Annotated in this window: 15 protein-coding genes and 1 pseudogene; 10 read left to right on the top strand and 6 right to left on the bottom strand. The window is 45.2% G+C overall.

The genetic code is table 11. The features are described 5' to 3' along the window. Positions 1–8: 8 nt before the first annotated feature. Positions 9–1,877, top strand: coding sequence for a type I DNA topoisomerase (topA, locus tag DLM76_RS19105; RefSeq protein ID WP_118966219.1), 1,869 nt, complete (start codon positions 9–11; stop codon positions 1,875–1,877). Between the two features lie 724 nt (positions 1,878–2,601). Then, the gene (locus DLM76_RS19110) at positions 2,602–2,937 is read left to right on the top strand and encodes an LIC10421/LIC12816 family protein (RefSeq protein WP_118966220.1); all 336 of its coding nucleotides are present in this window, start codon (positions 2,602–2,604) and stop codon (positions 2,935–2,937) included. Between the two features lie 156 nt (positions 2,938–3,093). On the opposite strand, the gene DLM76_RS19115 is transcribed toward DLM76_RS19110, so the two are convergent. The 3 genes from DLM76_RS19115 to DLM76_RS19125 are packed head-to-tail and all read right to left on the bottom strand — an operon-like array spanning position 3,094 to position 5,844. Continuing rightward, complete coding sequence (locus DLM76_RS19115; RefSeq protein WP_118966221.1) at positions 3,094–3,504, bottom strand: SRPBCC family protein; 411 nt, start codon at positions 3,502–3,504, stop codon at positions 3,094–3,096. 60 nt (positions 3,505–3,564) lie between these two features. Further along, positions 3,565–4,356, bottom strand: a complete 792-nt coding sequence (locus DLM76_RS19120; protein WP_118966222.1) for an ABC transporter ATP-binding protein — start codon at positions 4,354–4,356, stop codon at positions 3,565–3,567. Between the two features lie 6 nt (positions 4,357–4,362). Continuing rightward, a complete protein-coding gene (locus tag DLM76_RS19125; protein WP_118957286.1) occupies positions 4,363–5,844 on the bottom strand; it encodes an HDOD domain-containing protein in 1,482 nt (493 codons plus the stop codon). A 123-nt stretch (positions 5,845–5,967) separates the two neighbouring features. On the opposite strand from DLM76_RS19125, the pseudogene DLM76_RS19135 reads away from it, so the two are divergent. Together DLM76_RS19135 and DLM76_RS19140 are read left to right on the top strand one after the other, a co-directional pair. Further along, a pseudogene (locus DLM76_RS19135) lies at positions 5,968–6,239 on the top strand (LIC12077 family protein). Further along, positions 6,223–6,504, top strand: coding sequence for a hypothetical protein (locus DLM76_RS19140; protein WP_174714601.1), 282 nt, complete (start codon positions 6,223–6,225; stop codon positions 6,502–6,504). The pseudogene DLM76_RS19135 and the gene DLM76_RS19140 overlap by 17 nt, the downstream one beginning before the upstream one ends. 433 nt (positions 6,505–6,937) lie before the next feature. Here DLM76_RS19140 and DLM76_RS19145 read toward each other — a convergent pair whose 3' ends face one another. The 3 genes from DLM76_RS19145 to DLM76_RS19155 form a co-directional block, all read right to left on the bottom strand. After that, a complete protein-coding gene (locus DLM76_RS19145; RefSeq protein WP_118957282.1) occupies positions 6,938–7,786 on the bottom strand; it encodes a hypothetical protein in 849 nt (282 codons plus the stop codon). A gap of 88 nt (positions 7,787–7,874) precedes the next feature. Next, positions 7,875–8,210 carry an aspartate 1-decarboxylase gene (panD, locus tag DLM76_RS19150; RefSeq protein ID WP_118957444.1) on the bottom strand — a complete coding sequence of 112 codons (336 nt, stop codon included), beginning with the start codon at positions 8,208–8,210 and terminating at the stop codon, positions 7,875–7,877. A 27-nt stretch (positions 8,211–8,237) separates the two neighbouring features. After that, positions 8,238–8,771, bottom strand: coding sequence for a type II toxin-antitoxin system antitoxin SocA domain-containing protein (locus DLM76_RS19155; protein WP_118957281.1), 534 nt, complete (start codon positions 8,769–8,771; stop codon positions 8,238–8,240). An 18-nt stretch (positions 8,772–8,789) separates the two neighbouring features. On the opposite strand from DLM76_RS19155, the gene lipB reads away from it, so the two are divergent. The 6 genes from lipB to DLM76_RS21985 are packed head-to-tail and all read left to right on the top strand — an operon-like array spanning position 8,790 to position 19,266. Next, on the top strand, positions 8,790–9,443 hold the full coding sequence (gene lipB, locus DLM76_RS19160; protein WP_118966223.1) for a lipoyl(octanoyl) transferase LipB: 654 nt from the start codon (positions 8,790–8,792) through the stop codon (positions 9,441–9,443). Between the two features lie 50 nt (positions 9,444–9,493). Then, positions 9,494–10,660 (top strand): LIC_12071 family protein, encoded by a 1,167-nt coding sequence (locus DLM76_RS19165; protein WP_118966224.1) that lies wholly within the window; start codon positions 9,494–9,496, stop codon positions 10,658–10,660. A 9-nt stretch (positions 10,661–10,669) separates the two neighbouring features. Then, entirely contained in the window at positions 10,670–11,581 is a 912-nt protein-coding gene (locus DLM76_RS19170; protein ID WP_118966225.1) for an STAS domain-containing protein, read from the top strand. Between the two features lie 3 nt (positions 11,582–11,584). Further along, entirely contained in the window at positions 11,585–13,180 is a 1,596-nt protein-coding gene (gene murJ, locus DLM76_RS19175; protein WP_118966226.1) for a murein biosynthesis integral membrane protein MurJ, read from the top strand. A 4-nt stretch (positions 13,181–13,184) separates the two neighbouring features. Then, positions 13,185–13,406 carry a DUF167 domain-containing protein gene (locus DLM76_RS19180; RefSeq protein ID WP_118966227.1) on the top strand — a complete coding sequence of 74 codons (222 nt, stop codon included), beginning with the start codon at positions 13,185–13,187 and terminating at the stop codon, positions 13,404–13,406. A 19-nt stretch (positions 13,407–13,425) separates the two neighbouring features. Continuing rightward, complete coding sequence (locus tag DLM76_RS21985) at positions 13,426–19,266, top strand: LA_1737 family protein (RefSeq protein ID WP_241548305.1); 5,841 nt, start codon at positions 13,426–13,428, stop codon at positions 19,264–19,266. Positions 19,267–19,277: the final 11 nt, after the last annotated feature.

The following is a 19,277-nucleotide window of genomic DNA, read 5'->3' on the forward strand; positions in this document are numbered from 1 at the left end:
AAGGTTCGGTGTCCTTTCTCGTTATCGTCGAATCTCCTTCCAAAGCAAAAACCATCGGCGGTTATTTAGGCAAAGAATTTAGAATTCTTGCGACCCTCGGACATGTCGCCGATCTTCCCAAGTCGACTCTCGGTTTGGATCTGAAGAATCATTTCGAACCGGAATATACGATTCTTCCCGGAAAGAAAAAAGTCCTTTCCGAAATCATAAAAGCAGCCAAAGAATCCGAGAAGGTTTTTCTCGCGACCGACCCGGATCGAGAGGGAGAATTCATCAGCGCTTATATCCGGGATCGGTTGAAAAAGAAATCCAACGTGTTTCGGATTCGGTTTACGGAGATTACTCGGAACGCGATTTTGGATTCTTTGCAAAACCCGGATTCGATTCTCGAACCTCTCGTAGACGCGCAAAAGACGAGGCGAATCGGCGACCGTTTGATCGGTTACTTCGTAAGTCCGGTTCTCTGGAAAGAAATCGGTCCCGGTTTGTCCGCGGGCAGGGTTCAATCGGTCGCATTAAAATGGATCTGCGATCGCGAAGAGGAGATCCGCAATTTTAAACCGGAAGTATATTATAATATTCTACTGTATGTCTTGGATCGAAACGGAATCGAAGGCGTTTTTCAAAGGATCGGAGATCGAATTTTTTCGGAAGAGGAGGCGAATCGGATTCTCGAATCGCTTCAAAAAGAAAAGAATCTGCGCATCCAAGAGAAGAAGGAAATCAAAGGGAAGAATTCTCCCCCGCCTCCCTTTCAAACCGCAAGCTTGCAACAAGAAGCCTTTCGAAGATTTCAATTCTCCTCCAAAAAGACGATGAGCATCGCGCAAAAGTTGTATGAAGGGATGGATCTGGGGAACGGAAAACGGGAAGGTTTGATCACGTATATGAGAACGGATTCCACTCGTTTGAATCCGGATTTCGTTAGGCAAGCGCGTGCTTGGATTACATCTGCGTTCGGCGACGTATTTGCCGGAGGCGCCGGTACCGTTACTTCTACCGCCTCCCGCAAACCAAAAAAGACCGTATCCGCGAAACGAATTCAAGACGCGCACGAAGCGATCCGCGTCACGGACCCGTTCTTAACTCCCGAAAAAGCCAAAACCTTTTTGAACAAGGAAGAAGCTTCGCTCTACGAACTCATCTGGAAACGAACCGTCGCTTCCTTGATGCCGCCGGAAGAATTCTTAAAGACCGAGTATACGATTGCGGCCGCGGGCGAAACGTTCTCTCTGGAAACGAAGAAAACTTTGTTTCCAGGTTTCAAAAGATTAAGCGACATGGAAACGAAGCCGATTCCGGTTTGGGATCGGGGAGAATCGGTTTCTCTTTCCAAGGCGGAAAGTGAGCGGAAACAAACGGAGCCTCCTTACCGTTATTCCGAAGGTTCTTTGGTAGCAAAGCTGGAAAAGGAAGGAATCGGACGCCCGTCCACGTACGCGACCGTTTCGGAAACTCTTCAGAAACGGAAATACATCGATCAGGAAAAGAAATTCTTTTATCCGCTTCCTTTGGGGGAGAAGGTAAATTTCTTTCTGCAAGCCGGGTTCGGCGATCTGTTCCGCGAAAAGTTTACCGCGGAACTCGAATCGGAACTGGATAAGATCGAACGGTCCGAGTCGGATTCCCTCTCCGTATTAAACCGACTTTGGGCCGATCTGCAGACATCCATTCAAAGCAGCAAATCGGCGGCTCCCGGTTTTCGAAAAGAATGGGCGCAAACCCGTCAAAAGAAGATCGAAACCGGTTGGGGCGTATGTCCTCTTTGCAAGGAAGGTTCTCTTCAAAAAAAGAAAACATCTAAAAAGAAGGAATTCTATCAATGCAGCCGTTTTCCTGACTGTGAGTATGTCAGCTACGAGCTTCCGAAACGGTAGAAGGAACCTTTCAACAATCCCCACTCGATCCATTAGAAGTCCTTTGCTTCCTTACATCGTTCTTCTCTACCATCGGATTGAACAAGATCCGCAGATTCTAATCCATCTGGTTTATATCCTCTTTCCTTTCTTGAAAAGCCCTTTACAACGGATGGGAAAATCCTTTGTTTTCGAAGCAGATTTCGATGCGACTGCTTAGTTCTTAGGCGGATGGGGTTGTTGCCACTTGCTTCGTCTTTCAACAAAAGAACGGCCGCTTTCGAATCTCGTATTCGTTTCTAAACGATTCCTTTCTTGGAGGAGCAGCTTTTACGAAGCGTCTCTTTTCATTTGATTTTTTATACGAGCGGCTGTATAATTTTTCAATAGATCGAGTGAAAACGTTTCGAAGCGACTTCGCTTTTTAAGCAAGAAGGCGCGTTCCAAAGAAAACGATTCTTAAGTTTAAACCGGTTTGCCGGTTTTTTAAGACGGTTGTGCGGATGCGTTGAATTCTCGAGTAAAATGATAAATTCAAAAAATAGAATATTCTAAAAATAATGTATTGAATCCGGTTTAAAATTATTTTTATCCTTTTTTAAAAAATGTATTTATTTTTTATTTAGAAGACGTCGTATTGGTAATAGAGAAACGAAAGTGATTTGTTTTCTCGGACCGGTTCGGACGATGATTGTTCTCCGATCGGACAAGCAAAAACAGACAAAAATAAATCGAGGTTTCAATCATGAACACTAACAAAATGATTTCTGTAGTTTCCCTTTTGGGCTTTCTGGCTGCAAGTTCCGTTTTCGCTGTATCGGAAGATGTTGAAGATCAGCTCCTGGAAAAGGCAATCGTAGAAAGTGCAGTTACAAAGGAACAAAAAACCGCTGTGGGTAATTATCTGAGAGCCGTAGCTCAACAGAAGGCTCATAGAGCGGAAGAATTGAGAGAACTTGCAAAAAGATCTACCGGCGGTAAATTTCTTGCGAGCAACGCTCAATCTCAAAAATACATCAAACAAGCACAAAGCTTAGAAAGAGAAAACGCAAGATACCAAGCGATTCTCCAAAACTTTTAATTTCAAGTTCGACTTTTCATGACTTGCGAGAAGGCGTCTAAGGACGCCTTTTTTGTTTTTAAGCCGACCTTCGCTTTAAATAAGTACGACACGAAACGTAATTTTTCCGTATCGAACTGAAAACGACGCAGGGTTTAGCTTGTTGCCGGTTGCGTTTTAATACTTACTTTCTAAAAGAGTCTTCAATTTGTTCAGATCTTTTTTAACCCAAGCCGCATCTTCCTCGAATTTCTCCTGCGTCAAGTCCGGTGTTTTAAACAATGTGAATAGGATTTCGGACCCTTCTCCGTTGGGAAGAATTCTAAGAGGGTTGGCGATCCGATCGGTTTCGTTCAGGATTACGGTGTGATCCAAGATTCCATAGGGATTCTTGGGTGTGAAGATCGCTTTTAACGTTCCCTGCGGTGCTTCGATGATCCATTCTTCGTTCTGGCCGGGGGAAATGGATTTGCAAAGTCCGGACGCCCATTCCGGAAAGTTTTTCGGTTCGGATAAGAATTCATACGCGGTTTTCCAAGGAACTCCGACGGAAACGCTGACATGCTTTGTTGCAAAGGTGGTTTTCATAGATTCTCCTGAAATGACGTTTTATCATAAACGATCGGTCCCCGATTTGTAAGTCTAAATTCAAGTTCGTTTTGCGATGACGGTCCAAGTTCCGTTGATACGATTTACCTGTAGGGAAAGATCGTAGAGTTCGTTCAGATTCTTTTCCGTAAAACAGTCTTCGATTAGACCGCTGTGAATGACCTTTCCTTCTTTTAGCAAAACCGCCTTCGTATAAAATTCGGGAATCTCTTCGGGGCGATGCGTGATATAAAGAGAAGTGAATTTTTTTTTGGAATGATATTCCTTCAAAAATCCGATAAAATCCTCACGAGCCGTAAGGTCGAGGGAAGAACAGGGTTCGTCCAAAATCAAAAGATCCGGTTCGCTGACGAGGCTGCGCAGAAACAGAACCTTTTTCTTTTCTCCGGAGGAAAGCGTCGCATACAACTGGTCTTTCTTGGAAATTAAATTCGATTCTTCTAATATACGGAGGGCTTTGGATCCTTCCTCGGGGCTGGGGTCGCGATAGTATCCGATCGTATGAAAGAGTCCCGTTAATACGACATCCAATACGGTGAGTTTTCGTTGGAGGGAATTCTCCTGTTGGGAAGCGTCCAAGATTCCGATCCGTTTTCGAAGGTCTTGGATCGCGGTTTCTCCGTAGGTTTCGTGAAACAATCGGATCGTCCCGGAAGTCGCCCAAATCATCCCGTAGATCAGATTGACCAGAGTGCTTTTTCCGGCTCCGTTCCTTCCGAGAAGAACGCAGTGTTCGTTTTCTTCGATCGAAAAACTGACCCGATCCAGGATCGTTTTTCCGGTGGGTTTGTAACTGACTTCCTCGACGGACAATAAGGAATTGATTTTCAAACGGCTTTAGTTCTCCATTCGCGCGATGTCATACAACTTTCTGAGTTTCTCGCAGGTTTCTTCGAACGTCTTTTTGTCCGCGAGGTCGTATTTTTGGAGTATGGTTTCGTCTATCGTGAAAAACGAGGCCTTCTTGTCGATACAATCCATCATCATATTGGCGAGATAAACCAGTTCGACTAAGTCGTGATAGACGCTTCCCACGGTCATAAACGGCCTGTGATGGAATTCGATCATCTGAACGAGATCGGGAGGGAAGTCCCATTTTTTTGCAAGAAGAGCGCCTAACGTGGGATGGGAGATTCCGATGGAGATTTCCTCGAGGATCGTGGAACTTCCGAAATCGCGGTCCTTTTGGTAGTTCGTGAGTTTTACGAAAAGTTTTTGATCCAGTGAAAGAAGGATGAATTTCCCGAGATCGTGGAGTAAGGCGCCGGCCGCGGCGATATCCGCAACGCGCGTCATTCCGCCGCGGCCGGCGATATGGCGGATGAAAAAACTGCACATATTCGAATGATTCCAAACCTCTTGCAGTTTCGCATAACGTCCATCCATGATCTTGCGGACGCCCGAGACGTAGAGAAGGTTGCGCACGTTTTTTAAACCGACTACCTTTACGGCCTGCACGATCGTATTTACCTTGTTTCTACTCGCAAAACCCGCCGAGTTGGAAAGTTTCAACAAGTCGACGCTGAGAGCCGGATTCTTTTCGATTTCATGCGCGATAATTCCCAGGTCGGAATCGGGATTGTTGCACAAAGAGATGATCCGCGTAAGAGTATTGGGAAGAGGGGGAAGTCCTTCGATTTCGGCGAGGATCCGCTCTTTCAGTTTGGTGGTGATGTCGATCGGAACGATCTGCTGCGGAACTACCAGCGTGGCCCGAGTCAGTTTTCCGTCCGTATCCACCTTGAACTTGTCCGAACCGATCCCTGAGTTTTTCAAAAGAAGTTGAATCAATACGAGTCCGAGCCCCGCGCTTTCCTGAGAATCGGAAATGTCCATGAATGCGTCGGAAAGGTCGTTGTATTTCTTGGCGGACTCGATTCTTTTTTTGATCCGATCCAATTCCTGCGGTAAAAGCGCCGCATCGTTTTCCACGAGAATCGCGAGACTATTGTTCACCATCTTCGCGCGAAGATGGATCTGAAAACTGCTGTTCAAAAGAATCTCTCGCTGATCGTCCCAGTGATGCGTGATCTCCTCTTGAAAGGTCCGCATTCCTTTCGTGTAGTGATCCGCGTTGTGAATGTCTAGATTCTTCTTTAAAAAGAAAATCCGCTTCGCGTTCGCCTTGTTGGCGTTCATCAGGATTTCCTTCAGAATCGTGGAAATGACTTCCGTCAAAAAAAGTCTGTCGATCTTTCCGAGTATGTTAAGTAATAAATTATAGAGTTGTTGGTGGTCTTCTTCGGATACGAATTTGTATTCGATATCGATGTCTTTTCCGTTTAGGAGCGTGTCTGTAAGTTCCGGTATGTTCAGCATCTGGTGGCCTTTTCGGGTACAATTTTTTTCAAGTTTCGCAAATAAATCCAGTCTTTCCGAAAAACCTTGTCCGGGGTCTTTGGTATTCTTTCTTTCAGATCCGGAAGGATGTTGGAGGGAGAAATGGTTGTGGCTAAAGAAACCGAAAATGAAATCGAGCGGCAACTGCGGTATTTTCTAGAAGAGAAATTGGAAGGAATTTTGGATGAGGCCCGGAAGGTAAAAAAAAGGCGTCAGGAGGTCTTACACGGCAAATTGACTCCTAAACCCGATTCGGAAATCCCTCAATCCGGGGATGTTGCAGAAGAGAGACAGTTGAAGCTTTGGGAATAGGTTGGGTCTCAAAGAATGCGAACATAATAAAAAAGATGGACAGTCCTGGAAGCGATTCTTAGGATTGAACCAATGGACAATAGCTTCTTTTCAGAAAGCGAAAACGGCCAGGGTTTCCCAGTAAAACGGGACATTCTCGATATCATGGATTCATATCGATATATGAATTCTTCCTATTTCTTTGATTTTCTTTCCGACGGACGCTGGGACCACGGTACCGGCTGGATTGAAAAGAATATGAGCGGGGCCGATTGGTCCACGCGTTATGTTCCGGAGAGCATCGAGCGTTATAAAAAGCAGACAAAACGTTCTCGAAAATCTCTGTAAGAAATTTCACACCTATCTTTCCTCTTAACGTTCTTAGTTTTAAGGACGCAGGCACGACTTTTTAGCAAACCCACTGATCTTTTTTTTAACAATCAACGTTTCCGTTCCCTCCGAAGGACCGATTCATTCGGAAGAATTCAATCTTACGTTACGCCTCCTTTCGAACTATTTCCGAATAGAATCCTGGCTTTTTTCAGAATCGCAAATTGACGCGGGTTTTGTAGAATTTTTGGTCCTGCCAAATGGAAGGAGGGGTTTGATGTTGAGTCGGCGTTTTTATTGAATTGGGTGAAGTTTGGGGAGAAGTGATGAACGGCGGTGATCGGTTACAAACAAGGCTGGCAGAATGTTGTGAAAGGCGCCCAGCGGATCGACATCGACATCCAGGCGGGAGTGATCGGCGGCGTTTTCAAGGCCGCCTTTGGAAGAAATCTTAATTTAAGAGTCGGATGTTTCCGACGTCGATGAATCTTCTGTAAACGAGTTTGTTCTTTTCTTTCAGAGGATTGAAGATTAGAACCACAACCTTATTGTAAGTCACGTAACCGGGTCTGTACTCTGTGTAGTGGTGGGACATCAAAGTCGTTTTGTATTTCGCGCTGTAGATCGTATACGTGTGTTTGTTCAAAGAATCGTGGGATTGTTTCTTTTTCTCTTCCTCGGTTTGATCCACGAAGTTGCTCAAAAGAACCTGATCTTTTTTCGGACCTTGTTCTCCAAAGATCGTAAACTCAAGAGCGTTTTCGGGATGATTGGTAAGATACGTGATCGTTTCGGTCAACGCAGGAAGAGACATCTTCACCATCTCGCCTCGAGCGATGCGATCGTCGTAATCCTTCTTCACTTTGTTGTATCTTTCTTCTCCCCAAACCGCTTTGGATTCGAGTTTTTGAGGCATCAGGTTTTGGAAGTTGATGATAAGAGTGCTGTTCTCTACGTCGTATCCTCTCCATTTAGGAAACGGAACCAGATCCCGTTTTTCCGGATTGACCGCGGTCGATTCGTTTACCGCTAAAATATAAATGGAGAATTTTGCGGGATCGAAATCGCGGTTTTCCATTTCCACCATCACGTCCAGAAATTCTCCCTTACCGTTGTCCGAATGTCTGCGGAAGAAAGAAATGTTCTTCACTGCGAGACGTTCATCGTAATAGGATAGGGGATAATATTCTGTTCCTCCGTCCTTTTTGTTCGGATCGGGTTTTTCTGCGTTCTGGCTAAAGGTCGTATGACCCACGAAAAGAAGTAGCAGGCAAACAGAGATTCTTAAAAAAGATTTCATAGTTATTCTGGTCCGATGGAATTCTTACTAATTTATATCGGCCTTTGAAAGCCGGAAATTAGGTTAGGAAAGTCGTTTTTTGTAAAAATTACCGTTTTCGGTTATTTTCGTCAACGTGAACTACTTTCGGAGAGTAGTTGGCGGGAAGTTCTTTTTCTTCCACTTGAGCGTAGGTGATGATGATGACTTTGTCGCCTTTCATCCCGAGTCTTGCGGCCGCTCCGTTCAAACAGATTTCTCCGGAACCGCGTTTTCCCTCGATGATGTAGGTTTCGAAACGGGCGCCGTTGTTTACGTTCACTACGGAAACTTTCTCATATACGCGCATTCCCGCCGCGTCTACGAGATCCATATCCACGGTCAGACTACCTTCGTAGTTTAGATCCGCGTCCGTGACCGTAGCCCGGTGGATTTTACCTTTCATTACGGTTATCTGCATTTTAGGGTCCCGCTATTCGCTAAATAGTACCTTAAAAATTTTACCGGAGATATTTAAAAGCGTTTTCCTCTTGAAAAAGTGAATTTTGGTATTGATGGTATCCTTGTTGAAGGGAATTTCCGCAAAAAGCGGCGAAATGATGTAGTTTTCATAGAGATTTGGATATACTCGATTCTCATCATAAACCGCATTTTTGAAGTTTTCCAATACCTTACGGATGATTCTCTTTTCCTGTCGATTGAGGTCGACCGCTTCCTCTCCAGGCTCACCCGTCCAGACGATTTGAAATCCGGAGATTCCTTTTTCCGTCAGTCGGGGTTTGATATCTATTAGACCGTTTTTTCTCAAATGAAGCAACGCTCCCTGAAAATCCAAAGCGCAGGGAGAATCCTCCAAGTGGATATAGGTCTGGTTCGTGATGAGCTTTGCGTTCTTCTGAAAGTAAACCCCGTCCGCAAAGTAGATCAGTTTGGAAAGGGAGAGGCGGTCTCTTCCGTTCGGAGATTTCTGCAGGATAAAAGAGATGACTTCTAAGAGTTTTTCCATATAAAGAATCTTGTGAGAATGATCGAACCGAAAGGGGAATTTCCGTACCTCCGTTATTTGGAACTGCAGGAAAAACTGCGGAAGTCCAGAAAGGAGTGCATTCTATTTTTGGAACACGCTCCCACGATCACCGGCGGAATCAATTATAATCTAGAGAATCTTCTCTTGGGGAAGGAATTTCTGGAATCTCAGGGAATTCAGATCCATTTTATCCAAAGGGGAGGCGATTTTACGGCGCACGAACCCGGTCAGCTGGTCGTTTATGCGCACGTGGATTTGAAACGCAGGGAACTTTCGATCCGTTCTTATCTGGAGAATCTGCTGGCGGCCGTGATCGACGCCGCTCGTGTCACCTGGGATCTGCGTCTGGTCACCGATCCGGATTCTCCCGGATTGTATCTGGAATTGAACCCGGGCAAAAAGATCTGTTCGATCGGAGTGAACTTCAAATCCTTTTTTACGAGTCACGGAATCGCCTTTAACGTCGACAACGACTTCCGTGCGTTTCGCTGCATCAACCCCTGCGGGAGAAATTGGATGGATATGACGAGCGTAGGGATGCTCGGTTTGGACGCAGGACAAGCTAAGAAGAACGAATTTATTTCCCGCCTTCGGGAAAATCTGAATTCGTTTCTAAATCCTCGAAAAACTCTCGTTTCCGGCGAAAAGTAAGTCCGGAACCGTTTTTATTCTCAAGAGAAAACCTCATTTCTTCCGATTGGTTGGATAGAGGTCTCAGAGTGAAGATTTTCAAAAGTATATTCTATTTTCTTTTACTGCTGATCGTTTGCGAATCGATCGCACTCGGAGCCGTGGCCTGGTCCTTTTTAGAATCCTCTTTGGCCTCATTCGAACTTTTGAAAATCGGTTCGGACAACCGCGCGCGTGATACGTTAGGCACTCTTGCCAAGGCGGCGGAGAATTCCGGCAGCGACGCGTCCTACGACGACATGAACTTCGTTTTTTCGAGAATGACCAAGGTTTCGGACAAGGACAACGACGGTTATACGATCAAGGAAATCTTTTTGACGAACGAAGCGGGAATCGTTCTCGCTCATTCCAATCCGCAATATCTTCAGGAGACTTTGAAAAAAAGAAAGCCGGAAGCGTTGTATCAGGACGCGTTGTACACGAGGGCGTTTCGTCTTCGCAAATGGCAGATCAGCATTCCGGTTTTATTGGGACAAAAGAAAGAAGCTCTTTCCAAGAGCGTATTCTTTTCCAAGTTCGAAAGTTTTTTTCCGGAAATCAGCGAACCTGAAATTCTACTTTCCGCGGCCGTTTATCATCCCGTAAAACTCGAACGAGTCGCCGCGATTCACATGATCTACGATCGAGGAAACTTCCGCACGTTCGTATTCAAACAAACGGAATTGTTGGAATGGCTTTTGAGAAACTACTCTTTGATTGCTTTGGGAGCCGCGCTGTTTTTGGAATTCATCTATCTATTGCTTACGCTCGGAAATTCCACAAAGGAAACGGTTCCCGATTACGGTTCCAGACCTCTCGTGGAAAAGGTTTCGCATCCAAGCGCGACTAACGTTCCCGTTCTTGCGAAACAATCCAGTCCGTTGGATTCGGTCGCGTTTCCGGGATCGCTCGGAAATTCCTCTTCCGGCACGAGCGGCAACTTGTCGAATGCGCCTTCTCCCGTGTTGACCGCTTCGGTTGTGACCGAGCCTGTGGGAACTGCACCTTCTCCCGTCGTACATACCGCCGCTTCCGCGGGACCGATCGAAGCCGGACATTCTTCTGCAAGCGTCGCTCCGCACGGAGTTCCCGCTTCTTCTTCCCTGCAAACGGGCAACGTTTCCCAGAGCGCGGCGCATGGAAACCCGACGGTCGTCGCGTCGAAAGAAGAAATTCTAGACGCGATCTATTTAGGATAAGATACGAACGTGGAAATCCGATCCAGACTTTCCGGAAATATTCTCAAGCTCAAGCTGCGGGGACGATTGGACTCCGCAAGCGCGGAGGATTTTTATTCCTATCTTAAATCCAAATGGGAAGAAGGAATCCGCAAGTTCCTATTCTCCTGCGAGGAATTGGAATACATCGAATCCGAAGGGATCAGCGTTCTTGCAAGATTCGAAAATTTTCTGAAAAACAGGGGAGCTTCCTCCGCCTATTGCGCGTTCAACGAAGAATGCAAAACCCTTCTCAGCTTTTTGGGTTTCGGCAAGTCGATCGCGTTCTTTGAGGATCCGGCTCGAGCGGAAGAATATCTTTCTCTCATCAAGATTCAGGATCAGAGAAGTTCTCAGGTAGCACCGAGCGCCGTTTCCAAAATCAAAAAGAATTCTCCCGTTCAATTTTATTCTTCCGGATCGCGGAAAGCTTCCGGTTCCGGCGGTTCGCATTTGATTTATATTCCGGAGATTCAAACCGTTCCCGAAACGGAAGGAACTTCGGATTCCGGTTCTTCGGTGGAATCCGCTAAACCGACATTGGCGGGAACATCGGGACTTGCGAGTCAATCCGAACGATTGCAGGCATTCTTAAACGAAGAGAAAGAAGAAACGACTTCTTCCAATCAATCGAGAACCGCACTGAATGAGGGAGCTCCTTCTGAGTCGAGCGCGGGCGCTGAACGAAAAGAAGGTGCCGATGTTTACTCGGCAAAATCCGCGTTGGAGAAGGCGATTCGCACCGAAAAGAATTTTCCGAAGCGGATCATCTATTGTGGCGCTTGTTCTTCCCGAATCCGAGTTTCCAAACCGGGAAGATATCAATGTCCGGCGTGTCAGATTCAGTTTGACCTAAACACCATGGGCGGAGTTCGATACCTAGAAAAACTTCTAGGACCCTGATCGTTGTCTAACGCCGCATCGCGAAGCATCGCACTTTCGTTTTATACCTTTTTATCCAGAATCCTCGGATTGATCCGGGATCATTTTATGGCGGTTTCGTTCGGAACGGGAATGGTCGCCTCCGCGTTTTCGGTCGCGTATCGTTTGCCGAACATGTTCCGCAATCTCCTCGCGGAAGGAACTCTTTCCCAGTCCTTTATGCCCTTGTATTCCGAGTCGGGCAAGATCGGAGAAGAAGAAGCGAAGGTGATGAGCGGCGCCGTTCTTTCGTTTTTGTTCTTTATCCTCTCGCTTCTCGTGGGAGTTATGTTTCTTTTTTCCCCTGTCTTCCTCCCGATCCTAGTCGGAGGCACGAAGGAATATTCCGATCTCGTAATCGAACTTACGTATATTCTGTTTTTCTTAATCGTCACCGCGAGTTTGTCCGCGATCTTCATGGCGATCTCCAATTCCAAGAACCGTTTCTTTGTTCCGTCCCTTTCTCCGATCATTTTGAATCTCAGTTATCTGTTCGTGTTTTTCTTTTTGTTTCCGTTCGTGGACGATCTGCACGAACGTGTGATCGTTCTTTGTTCCGCGATCGTTACGGGAGGCTTTCTGCAGTTCGCGGTTCAAGCTTGGTATGTTTGGAAAAAGAAGGACATGCCGAAGATCAACTTCAACTGGAAACATCCCGCGATCAAAAAGATCTTTCGGTTGATGCTTCCCGCAGCGCTCGGAGGAGGGTTTTATCAACTCAGTCTTCTCGTGGATATTTTTTTGGCGAATTGGGTGCAGAATCAAAACCCCGGACTCGGAGCCGTCGTAAGTTTGGATTACTCGCAAAGACTGGTGCAATTGCCGACCGGAATCATAGGAGTCGCGCTCGCGACGACGATTCTTCCCGCGCTTTTGCAATCCTTAAAAAAAGAAGAATGGTCCGCGATCGGTCACGAACTTTCGGGCGCGCTCGAGTTCGCATTATTTTTAACGGTGCCCGCCGCGATCGGAATGGTGTTTCTGGCGGGGCCGATTTTGGATTCGATTTATTTCGGAGGGAAATGGGATCATATCGCGACGCACACCGCGACGCTGCCTCTCGTGTTTTACTCTTTGGCGATTCCGTTTTTCAGCATCAATAAAATATTGATTTCTTCGTATTACGCGTTTCAGGACACGAAAACCCCGCTGCGTATCCAGTCGATTTCGTTTACGATCAATATCGTTTTGAATCTTTCCCTGGTTTGGTTTTTAAAACATTCCGCGATCGCGCTTTCTTCGGCGATTTCCGCGATGATTACGTTTCTGCTTTTGGGAACCCTTTTGAAACGGCACAAGGTCCAATTCCCCTGGCCGGAACTCTTGAAAAAAATTTCCAAAATGGCGGTGCCGTTTTTGTTATTGGGGAGCGTTCTATTCTTTCACCAAATATTCTTATATTCTCCGATTCTAAATTACTTGGACTCTCAGGGAATCGGCTACGCGCAGGCTTCGAGAATCAATCTGTGCGTCGTGATCCTTCCGGCGATTCTGATTTTTTTCGCCTCGAGTCTCGTTTTTCGAGTGGATGGGATATATCTGTTAGTGGGAAGATTCCGAAGAAAGAACCGCGCCGCTTAGAAGGATGAAACTTACGATTCACGTTAAACCGAACTCGAAGAAAGTTTTTTTGAGAAGGGAAGAAGACGGATCGATTACGGTGGCGGTTCGAGAACCGGCTCTCGAGGGAAAGGCGAATGCCGCCGTGATCGCGGCCTTATCCGAAGAACTGGGAGTTCCGAAAAAGAAAATTCGGATTCTTTCCGGAGAGAAAGGAAAAAAGAAAACGATTGAAATCGATCCCTAAGAATTGTTTTTCTATAAGAATGCGAAATCGAATCCTTCTGACGATATTTCTTTTACTGCCCGGGATTTTGACGGCGCAGACAAAATCGCAAACGGAAGATCCTTTCGACGAGCTCGTCCGCGAAAAGCAGGAGTTATTCGGAAGCGAAAAAGAGGAGAAGTATCCGGTCCGCGCCCTTTTTTTGGACGTGGAAAAATGGGAGGGGCATTCCTCTTGGCATCTGTTCTGGTTTATCCGAAAAACCGATTATCCGAAATTTAAGCAATTTAGAATATTCCCTTTTTATAATTCAATCGAGGCTAAGTCCGGAAAGGCGAGTCTTGAATATCTATTCCCGCTTGCCGGTTATCGGCGCGTGGAAGCCGAAGGCGTCGAGGAAAAGACATTTCTATCTCCTCTCTACTATCGGAATTCGATTCAACCCGCCAACGGAGGAGTAGGGTATAAGGAGAACACGAACTTCTTTTGGCTCGGTTACAATTCGAATTCTTCCGGTCCGGGGTTTGAAAAGAATTTCTGGATGGTTCCGGGATTTTTTCCGCTGATGACCCGTAACGTCGAGTTGATCAACGGTCTGCGAGAAACGCATACTATGTTTCTTCCGGCTTTGTATTTCAATACCGAGAGCGCTCAGGAATCCAAAACGATTCTTGCGTTGTTTCGTTGGGGACACGATACGGAAAAAAGATTCTTCAACTTCTTTCCTTTGCTGCATTATACGAATTACAAAACCAGAGAGGATTATTCCTTTACGTTCTTTCCCCTCTTTCATCAATCCAAGTCGAATATTAACTCGAAGAAGTTCGCTTTGTATTCTCCGCTTTGGTTTCAAGAAGAGGAAAAGACGAACGATTCGTACGATAATTTCGTATTTTCGCCGATTCTACTTTTCTACAGATCGAAAGCGATTTCCCTCAAATACGAATCTTCAACGTATTTTTGGGCTCCGCTCGCTCTGTATCTCCGAGATGAAGGAGAAAATTATAAAATTCGAAACTTCCTTTTGTTCCAATGGGGAAAAGAAAAGGATTGGAGTTACTTTCGGGTTCTGCCTTTGTTTTATTGGTCGGGAACGAAGAATCAAAACGACGGCGCTCTTACGTTTTTTCCGTTCGTTTTTTACAAAGAGAATTCTTACTTAACCGTCTTTCCGATCGCGTTTTACAAAAAGGATTCCTATCTTACCCTGTTTCCGTTTTATCATCACTCCTATGAAGGGGATGATTTCAGACAATATTATCTTCCGTTCGTGTATCGCCGGATCGGGAAAGAGGATACGGAAACGTTAATCCTGAACACCTATTGGAGTAAAACCAAAGACGAACTGACTTCGTTGAACGTTTTTCCGTTTTGGTTTTATAAAAAGGACGAGTACAAACACTTTGTTCCCTTTTATTTTTCCTGGAAGGAATCCAAGGAGGAATCCGCCTTTGCCGGACCTCTTTATTTTCATTCTTCCAAAAAGGATTCTTCTTCGAGTTATTTGATCAATACGTTTTGGAAGTTCGATAAGGGTGAGCTGACCTCGTTTACCTTTTTTCCGATTTGGTTTTATCAAAAGGACGCATACAAACATATTGTTCCCTTTTATTTTTCCTGGAAGGACGATGACGGAGGGGACAATCGCGGAGGTCCTCTTTATTATCAATATCGTTCCAAAGACGTGTATCAGGATTATTACCTGAACACGTATTACAAACGGGAACGAGGGAAGGGGCTCACCGAACTCGTCAGTTTTCCGTTCGTTTTTTACAAAGAGAATTCTCATCTAACCTTATTTCCGATCTATCATCATGCGAAGGACGGAGACGATTTTACGCAGTATTTTTTATTGCCTCTTCCGATGTTTCGACATGTCCGAAAACTCGAATCGGAAACGTTGGTGCTGAACGCGTATTGGACTCGGGATGAAAAGGGAGAATATCGTTCTTCTCTTTTCTTTCCGTTCTACTTTCATAAGAAGAATTCCTATTTGCATATTCCTATTGTTTTGTTTTTCCAGACCGAAGACGCGACATATAAGGAAACCTTCGCTCCCTTGTTTTACAAATACGCAAGCGCCGCTGAAGACGAATTTTTTCTTTTAGGATATCATACGTACAGTTCGAACCGTTCTTCGTTCACGAGATTCTATCCGTTTTACTATTCTTCGCGTGAAAAAGACGAATCCTCCTTTTTGGGATTGGCGGGATTGTTTTATCGTTGGAAGGATCCATCGGGCGAGACGACGACTCGGACGATTTTACCGCTGCACTACTATCAAAAAAACGAATATAATCTTTGGCTTCCGTTTTATTATCGAATCGGAGGCGACGATAAAAACTACGTTTCCTTCAGCCCTCTTCATTACAGATTGCGCTCTCCGAACGTGGACCGGGATTGGCTGTTGTTGTATTATTCTTCCGAAAACAGGGAGGAGAAAACGAGTTCCCGATTTGTCGCTCCTTTGTATTTCGAATGGAAGAGCAAGGAATCGAGAGGGGACATTCTGCTTCCCGCTTATCTCAAGTATTACGAAAAGAACAAAAATCTGGAATTGTATTTCGGCGGGATTTCGATTTCGCAAACCGGAGGAAAGTTCGACGCGTCTTTGAAGTCGAGCGCGAGCGGAAAAGAATTCTACGTCGACTTGGATTATTCTTTCATCTACAACATCTTCAGCGTTTCGCTCAGAAAGGAAGTTTCCAATCCTCTGACGTTCTTTTCGGATGAAACGAAGGACGCTCCTTCTCCCGTAACCCCTCAGGCTCAAAAGGGAAAGAAGGTCGAAACGACGAAAGAAGTTCGTCTTGCGGTCGTGGGGGAAGAGGAAAAACCTTCCACTTCTCCGGAAGGATCCAGCTTCGCTTCGTATAAGAAGTTGGCGAGGGAAAATTCAAGAAATTATTTCGGATGGGAAGCGTTGTTCGGAATCGCGAGTTATCAATCCGGAGACGATAAAAAGCACTTCCGCATTCTTCCTTTGGGCTGGTTTACTTGGGGAAAAAACAACAGCGATCGGATCTTTGCGTTTCCTCTTCCGTTGCCTACGTTTTGGGGAACGGTCGGCGACGAATCCTACCGCGTAATCTTTCCTTTGTATGCGGAGCAGAAGAAGGGGGAAGATTTTATCCGATCCTTAGGAATCATTCTGTTCGTTATGGAGCAGGAAAAGGATAGAAGAGAATATTCGGTTTTATGGCCCTTGATCCGTTATGCGAAATCGAAAGACGAAACTTCGTATCGATTCTTTCCTTTTTTCGCACATAGGGAAGCGGCGGATCGTCTCGAAACGAAGAGTATTTTCTATTATCGATCCAAAGAAAAGACCGGATCGTACGAAGCTTCCTCGTTTCACGGGATTTTGTTTCCGTTGTATCAGGCTTCCGAGGAAATCTTTACGAAGAACGATACCGTATCCGGTTCCGGTTACAGCGCGTTTTTACCGTTTTATTATCGGAATTACGAGGATCGAGTAACGGGAGGAGTTTCCGTATTTAAGGAGAGAAATCTGTATTCTCCGTTGTTTTTGTATTCGTCCAAGGAGGATTCTTTCACGAATTCCAAATCGTCCTCGGTTTTGAGCCCTTTTTTCTACGCATCGTATGAAGAAAAACGAATATTAGAGAAACAATACGTTTCCGATTTGAATCTTGTGCTGCCTTTGCCTTTGGTTTTTTGGGGACAGGAAGGGGACGAAAAATACAGATTCGTTTTCGGATATTACGGTTCCACCGCTCCGGAGAGAACGTCTTGGAATTTTCTGCTCTTATTCGGTTCTTCCAATACCAAGCGGGAACAAAAAGAGGAAACGTTTTCGTACGCATTCCCTTTCTTCTTTCAAACCACTACGCTGGATAAGGGGGAATGGAGTTCCACTTCAACCACGATTCCGATTTTTTATTCTTCGGAAACGACTCCCGTTTCATCCGAAACTCGATGGGCGCTTTTATTCAGCCGTAAATCGATTCCGAATCAAGGTTATTCCAAAGTGGCTCTTGCTCCTTTCTTTTACTGGGAAGAACGAAAGAATCCGTTCGGACAAACCGAAACTTCTTTGTATCATCCTCTGCACTTTCAAAAAAAGGTGGTGCAGGGGGATTCAAAGGTTAAGTCCACTTACGAAAAGAATTTCTATCCGCTTCCGCTCCTGTCTACGTACGAAAGCGTAACGGAAACCGATCCGGTCAAAGGAACCGTGGAAGAAAGAAGCGGTTGGGATTGGTTGTTCTTTGCGAATTACGAAAAAAGAAATTTTCCAAGTATTCAAAAGAAGGAATCGGATTTTAAAATTTTGCTCGGCGGAATTTGGGGTTATTCTTCCGCAAACGATCCGCAGAGAGAATCCCTGTCCTGGAATCTTTCCCTATTTCTGTTTCGAAAAACGGTTCAGGAGAAAGGCGTTCAAACGTATTCGTCCACTCTCATTCCGATTGTTTATTCGAAGGAAACTACGCTCGATTCTTCCGATACTTCCTATTTCCTGATCGCCGGTTCGAAAGAAGATCGAAAGACCGGATTTGTGCGGAACATGCTGCTTCCGCTTTGGTACGATCGTCGCGAGGTCGTTCGTCCGGGTTATGTGGATTCTTTTTCCTATTATACTTTTATTATACAGTCCAAGTCGGTTCAGGACGGGAATGGAGGAAACCTCACCGTGGATTGGTTTTTTCCGATTCTTCCTCTGCCTTTGCTGTATACGTTCGAGAACCGTGTTCGAGACGACAAGGTTCGCAAGGATGTTTGGGGATTCGATTGGCTCTTTCTCGCTAATTACAAAAACACGAACTATCTTCATTCCGGTCACGAGTCGACCTCTCTCAAACTTTTATTGGCGATTTTCGGATATGAAACGAACGGAAACCGGGACGAACACGAAACGAGTTCGTATTTCTTTCCTCTCTTCTTTTACAAAAGCGCGGATCACAAGGAATACGAATCCTATCGCTGGTTCGTTCCGATTCTTTCCTATCGAAGTTATAACGAAAGCAAAGGTTTGATCCGTTCTCATACCAATCTTCTCGGAATCTTGATGAACTACAAACGGGACGACGAAGCGGGAACGGAAAGTTTCTACTTGTTTCCGTCCTTGTATTTTTCAAGAGATTCCAAGTTGAAAGAAAGCACGTTCTTCGTTCTTCCGTTCATATACAATTCTTCGAATGCGGAAGAATCAAAATTCTTTCTCATGGGTTATTATCAAAGAAAGAATCCTCTATCGAACCGATATAACTTTTTGTATCTGGTCGATTACGAAACGTATCTCAAAGAACAGAAAAAAGAACTTACTCTCTTTTTAGGCGGTTTCCATGCGGAGTTTGAAAAGGATCGAACCCGCTGGGGAGTGTTCGGAGGGATTTTACTCGGATACGAATCGAGTCCGCAAGTTATGGATTGGAATTTCCTCTGGATCCGTTATTTGAATTCTCCTCGGGAAAGGGTTCAGAACTTTTTACCGATCTATCGGTACGGGGAAACTCAGGAAGGTTACTCCTTTTTGTCCCCTCCGATTCTTACGTATCACGGAAAGGATGCGGACGGTACGATTACGTTAGGCGGTCTTGGTATTCTTTATTATCGAAATCGTTCCGAATATTATAAGGAAGAAACGACCGCAGTCTTGGGAGGTTTGGCTTATTTCTCCGAAAAGAAAGCGGCTCGCGGTTATCAAAATCACGGAGTTTTCGGTTTTCCTTTGATCGGCGGGTTGCTCTGGAACTACGAATACGAGGAAGAGACCGGCTTTGAAAAAACTTCCATCCTGAAGTTCGCTTACAGTAGAACCGCTTACAAAGGAAAAGTAACGAATCGTGTTCTTGGAGTAAACTGGGGACAAGTTTATGACAGTTTATTTGGGAACGGCGGGGATTCGAAAGATTAATCTTTGATTCG

The sequence above is a fragment of the Leptospira yasudae genome, assembly GCF_003545925.1.
Classification (GTDB): Bacteria; Spirochaetota; Leptospiria; order Leptospirales; family Leptospiraceae; genus Leptospira; species Leptospira yasudae.

What these genes read in the sequence shown, in the direction of transcription:
- DLM76_RS19110 (WP_118966220.1), top strand. Translation starts at nt 2,602, where the DNA reads ATGAACACTAACAAAATGATTTCTGTAGTTTCCCTTTTGGGCTTTCTG.
- DLM76_RS19115 (WP_118966221.1), bottom strand. Translation starts at nt 3,504, where the DNA reads ATGAAAACCACCTTTGCAACAAAGCATGTCAGCGTTTCCGTCGGAGTT.
- DLM76_RS19125 (WP_118957286.1), bottom strand. Translation starts at nt 5,844, where the DNA reads ATGCTGAACATACCGGAACTTACAGACACGCTCCTAAACGGAAAAGAC.
- DLM76_RS19145 (WP_118957282.1), bottom strand. Translation starts at nt 7,786, where the DNA reads ATGAAATCTTTTTTAAGAATCTCTGTTTGCCTGCTACTTCTTTTCGTG.
- panD (WP_118957444.1), bottom strand. Translation starts at nt 8,210, where the DNA reads ATGAAAGGTAAAATCCACCGGGCTACGGTCACGGACGCGGATCTAAAC.
- DLM76_RS19155 (WP_118957281.1), bottom strand. Translation starts at nt 8,771, where the DNA reads ATGGAAAAACTCTTAGAAGTCATCTCTTTTATCCTGCAGAAATCTCCG.
- lipB (WP_118966223.1), top strand. Translation starts at nt 8,790, where the DNA reads ATGATCGAACCGAAAGGGGAATTTCCGTACCTCCGTTATTTGGAACTG.
- DLM76_RS19180 (WP_118966227.1), top strand. Translation starts at nt 13,185, where the DNA reads ATGAAACTTACGATTCACGTTAAACCGAACTCGAAGAAAGTTTTTTTG.
- DLM76_RS21985 (WP_241548305.1), top strand. Translation starts at nt 13,426, where the DNA reads ATGCGAAATCGAATCCTTCTGACGATATTTCTTTTACTGCCCGGGATT.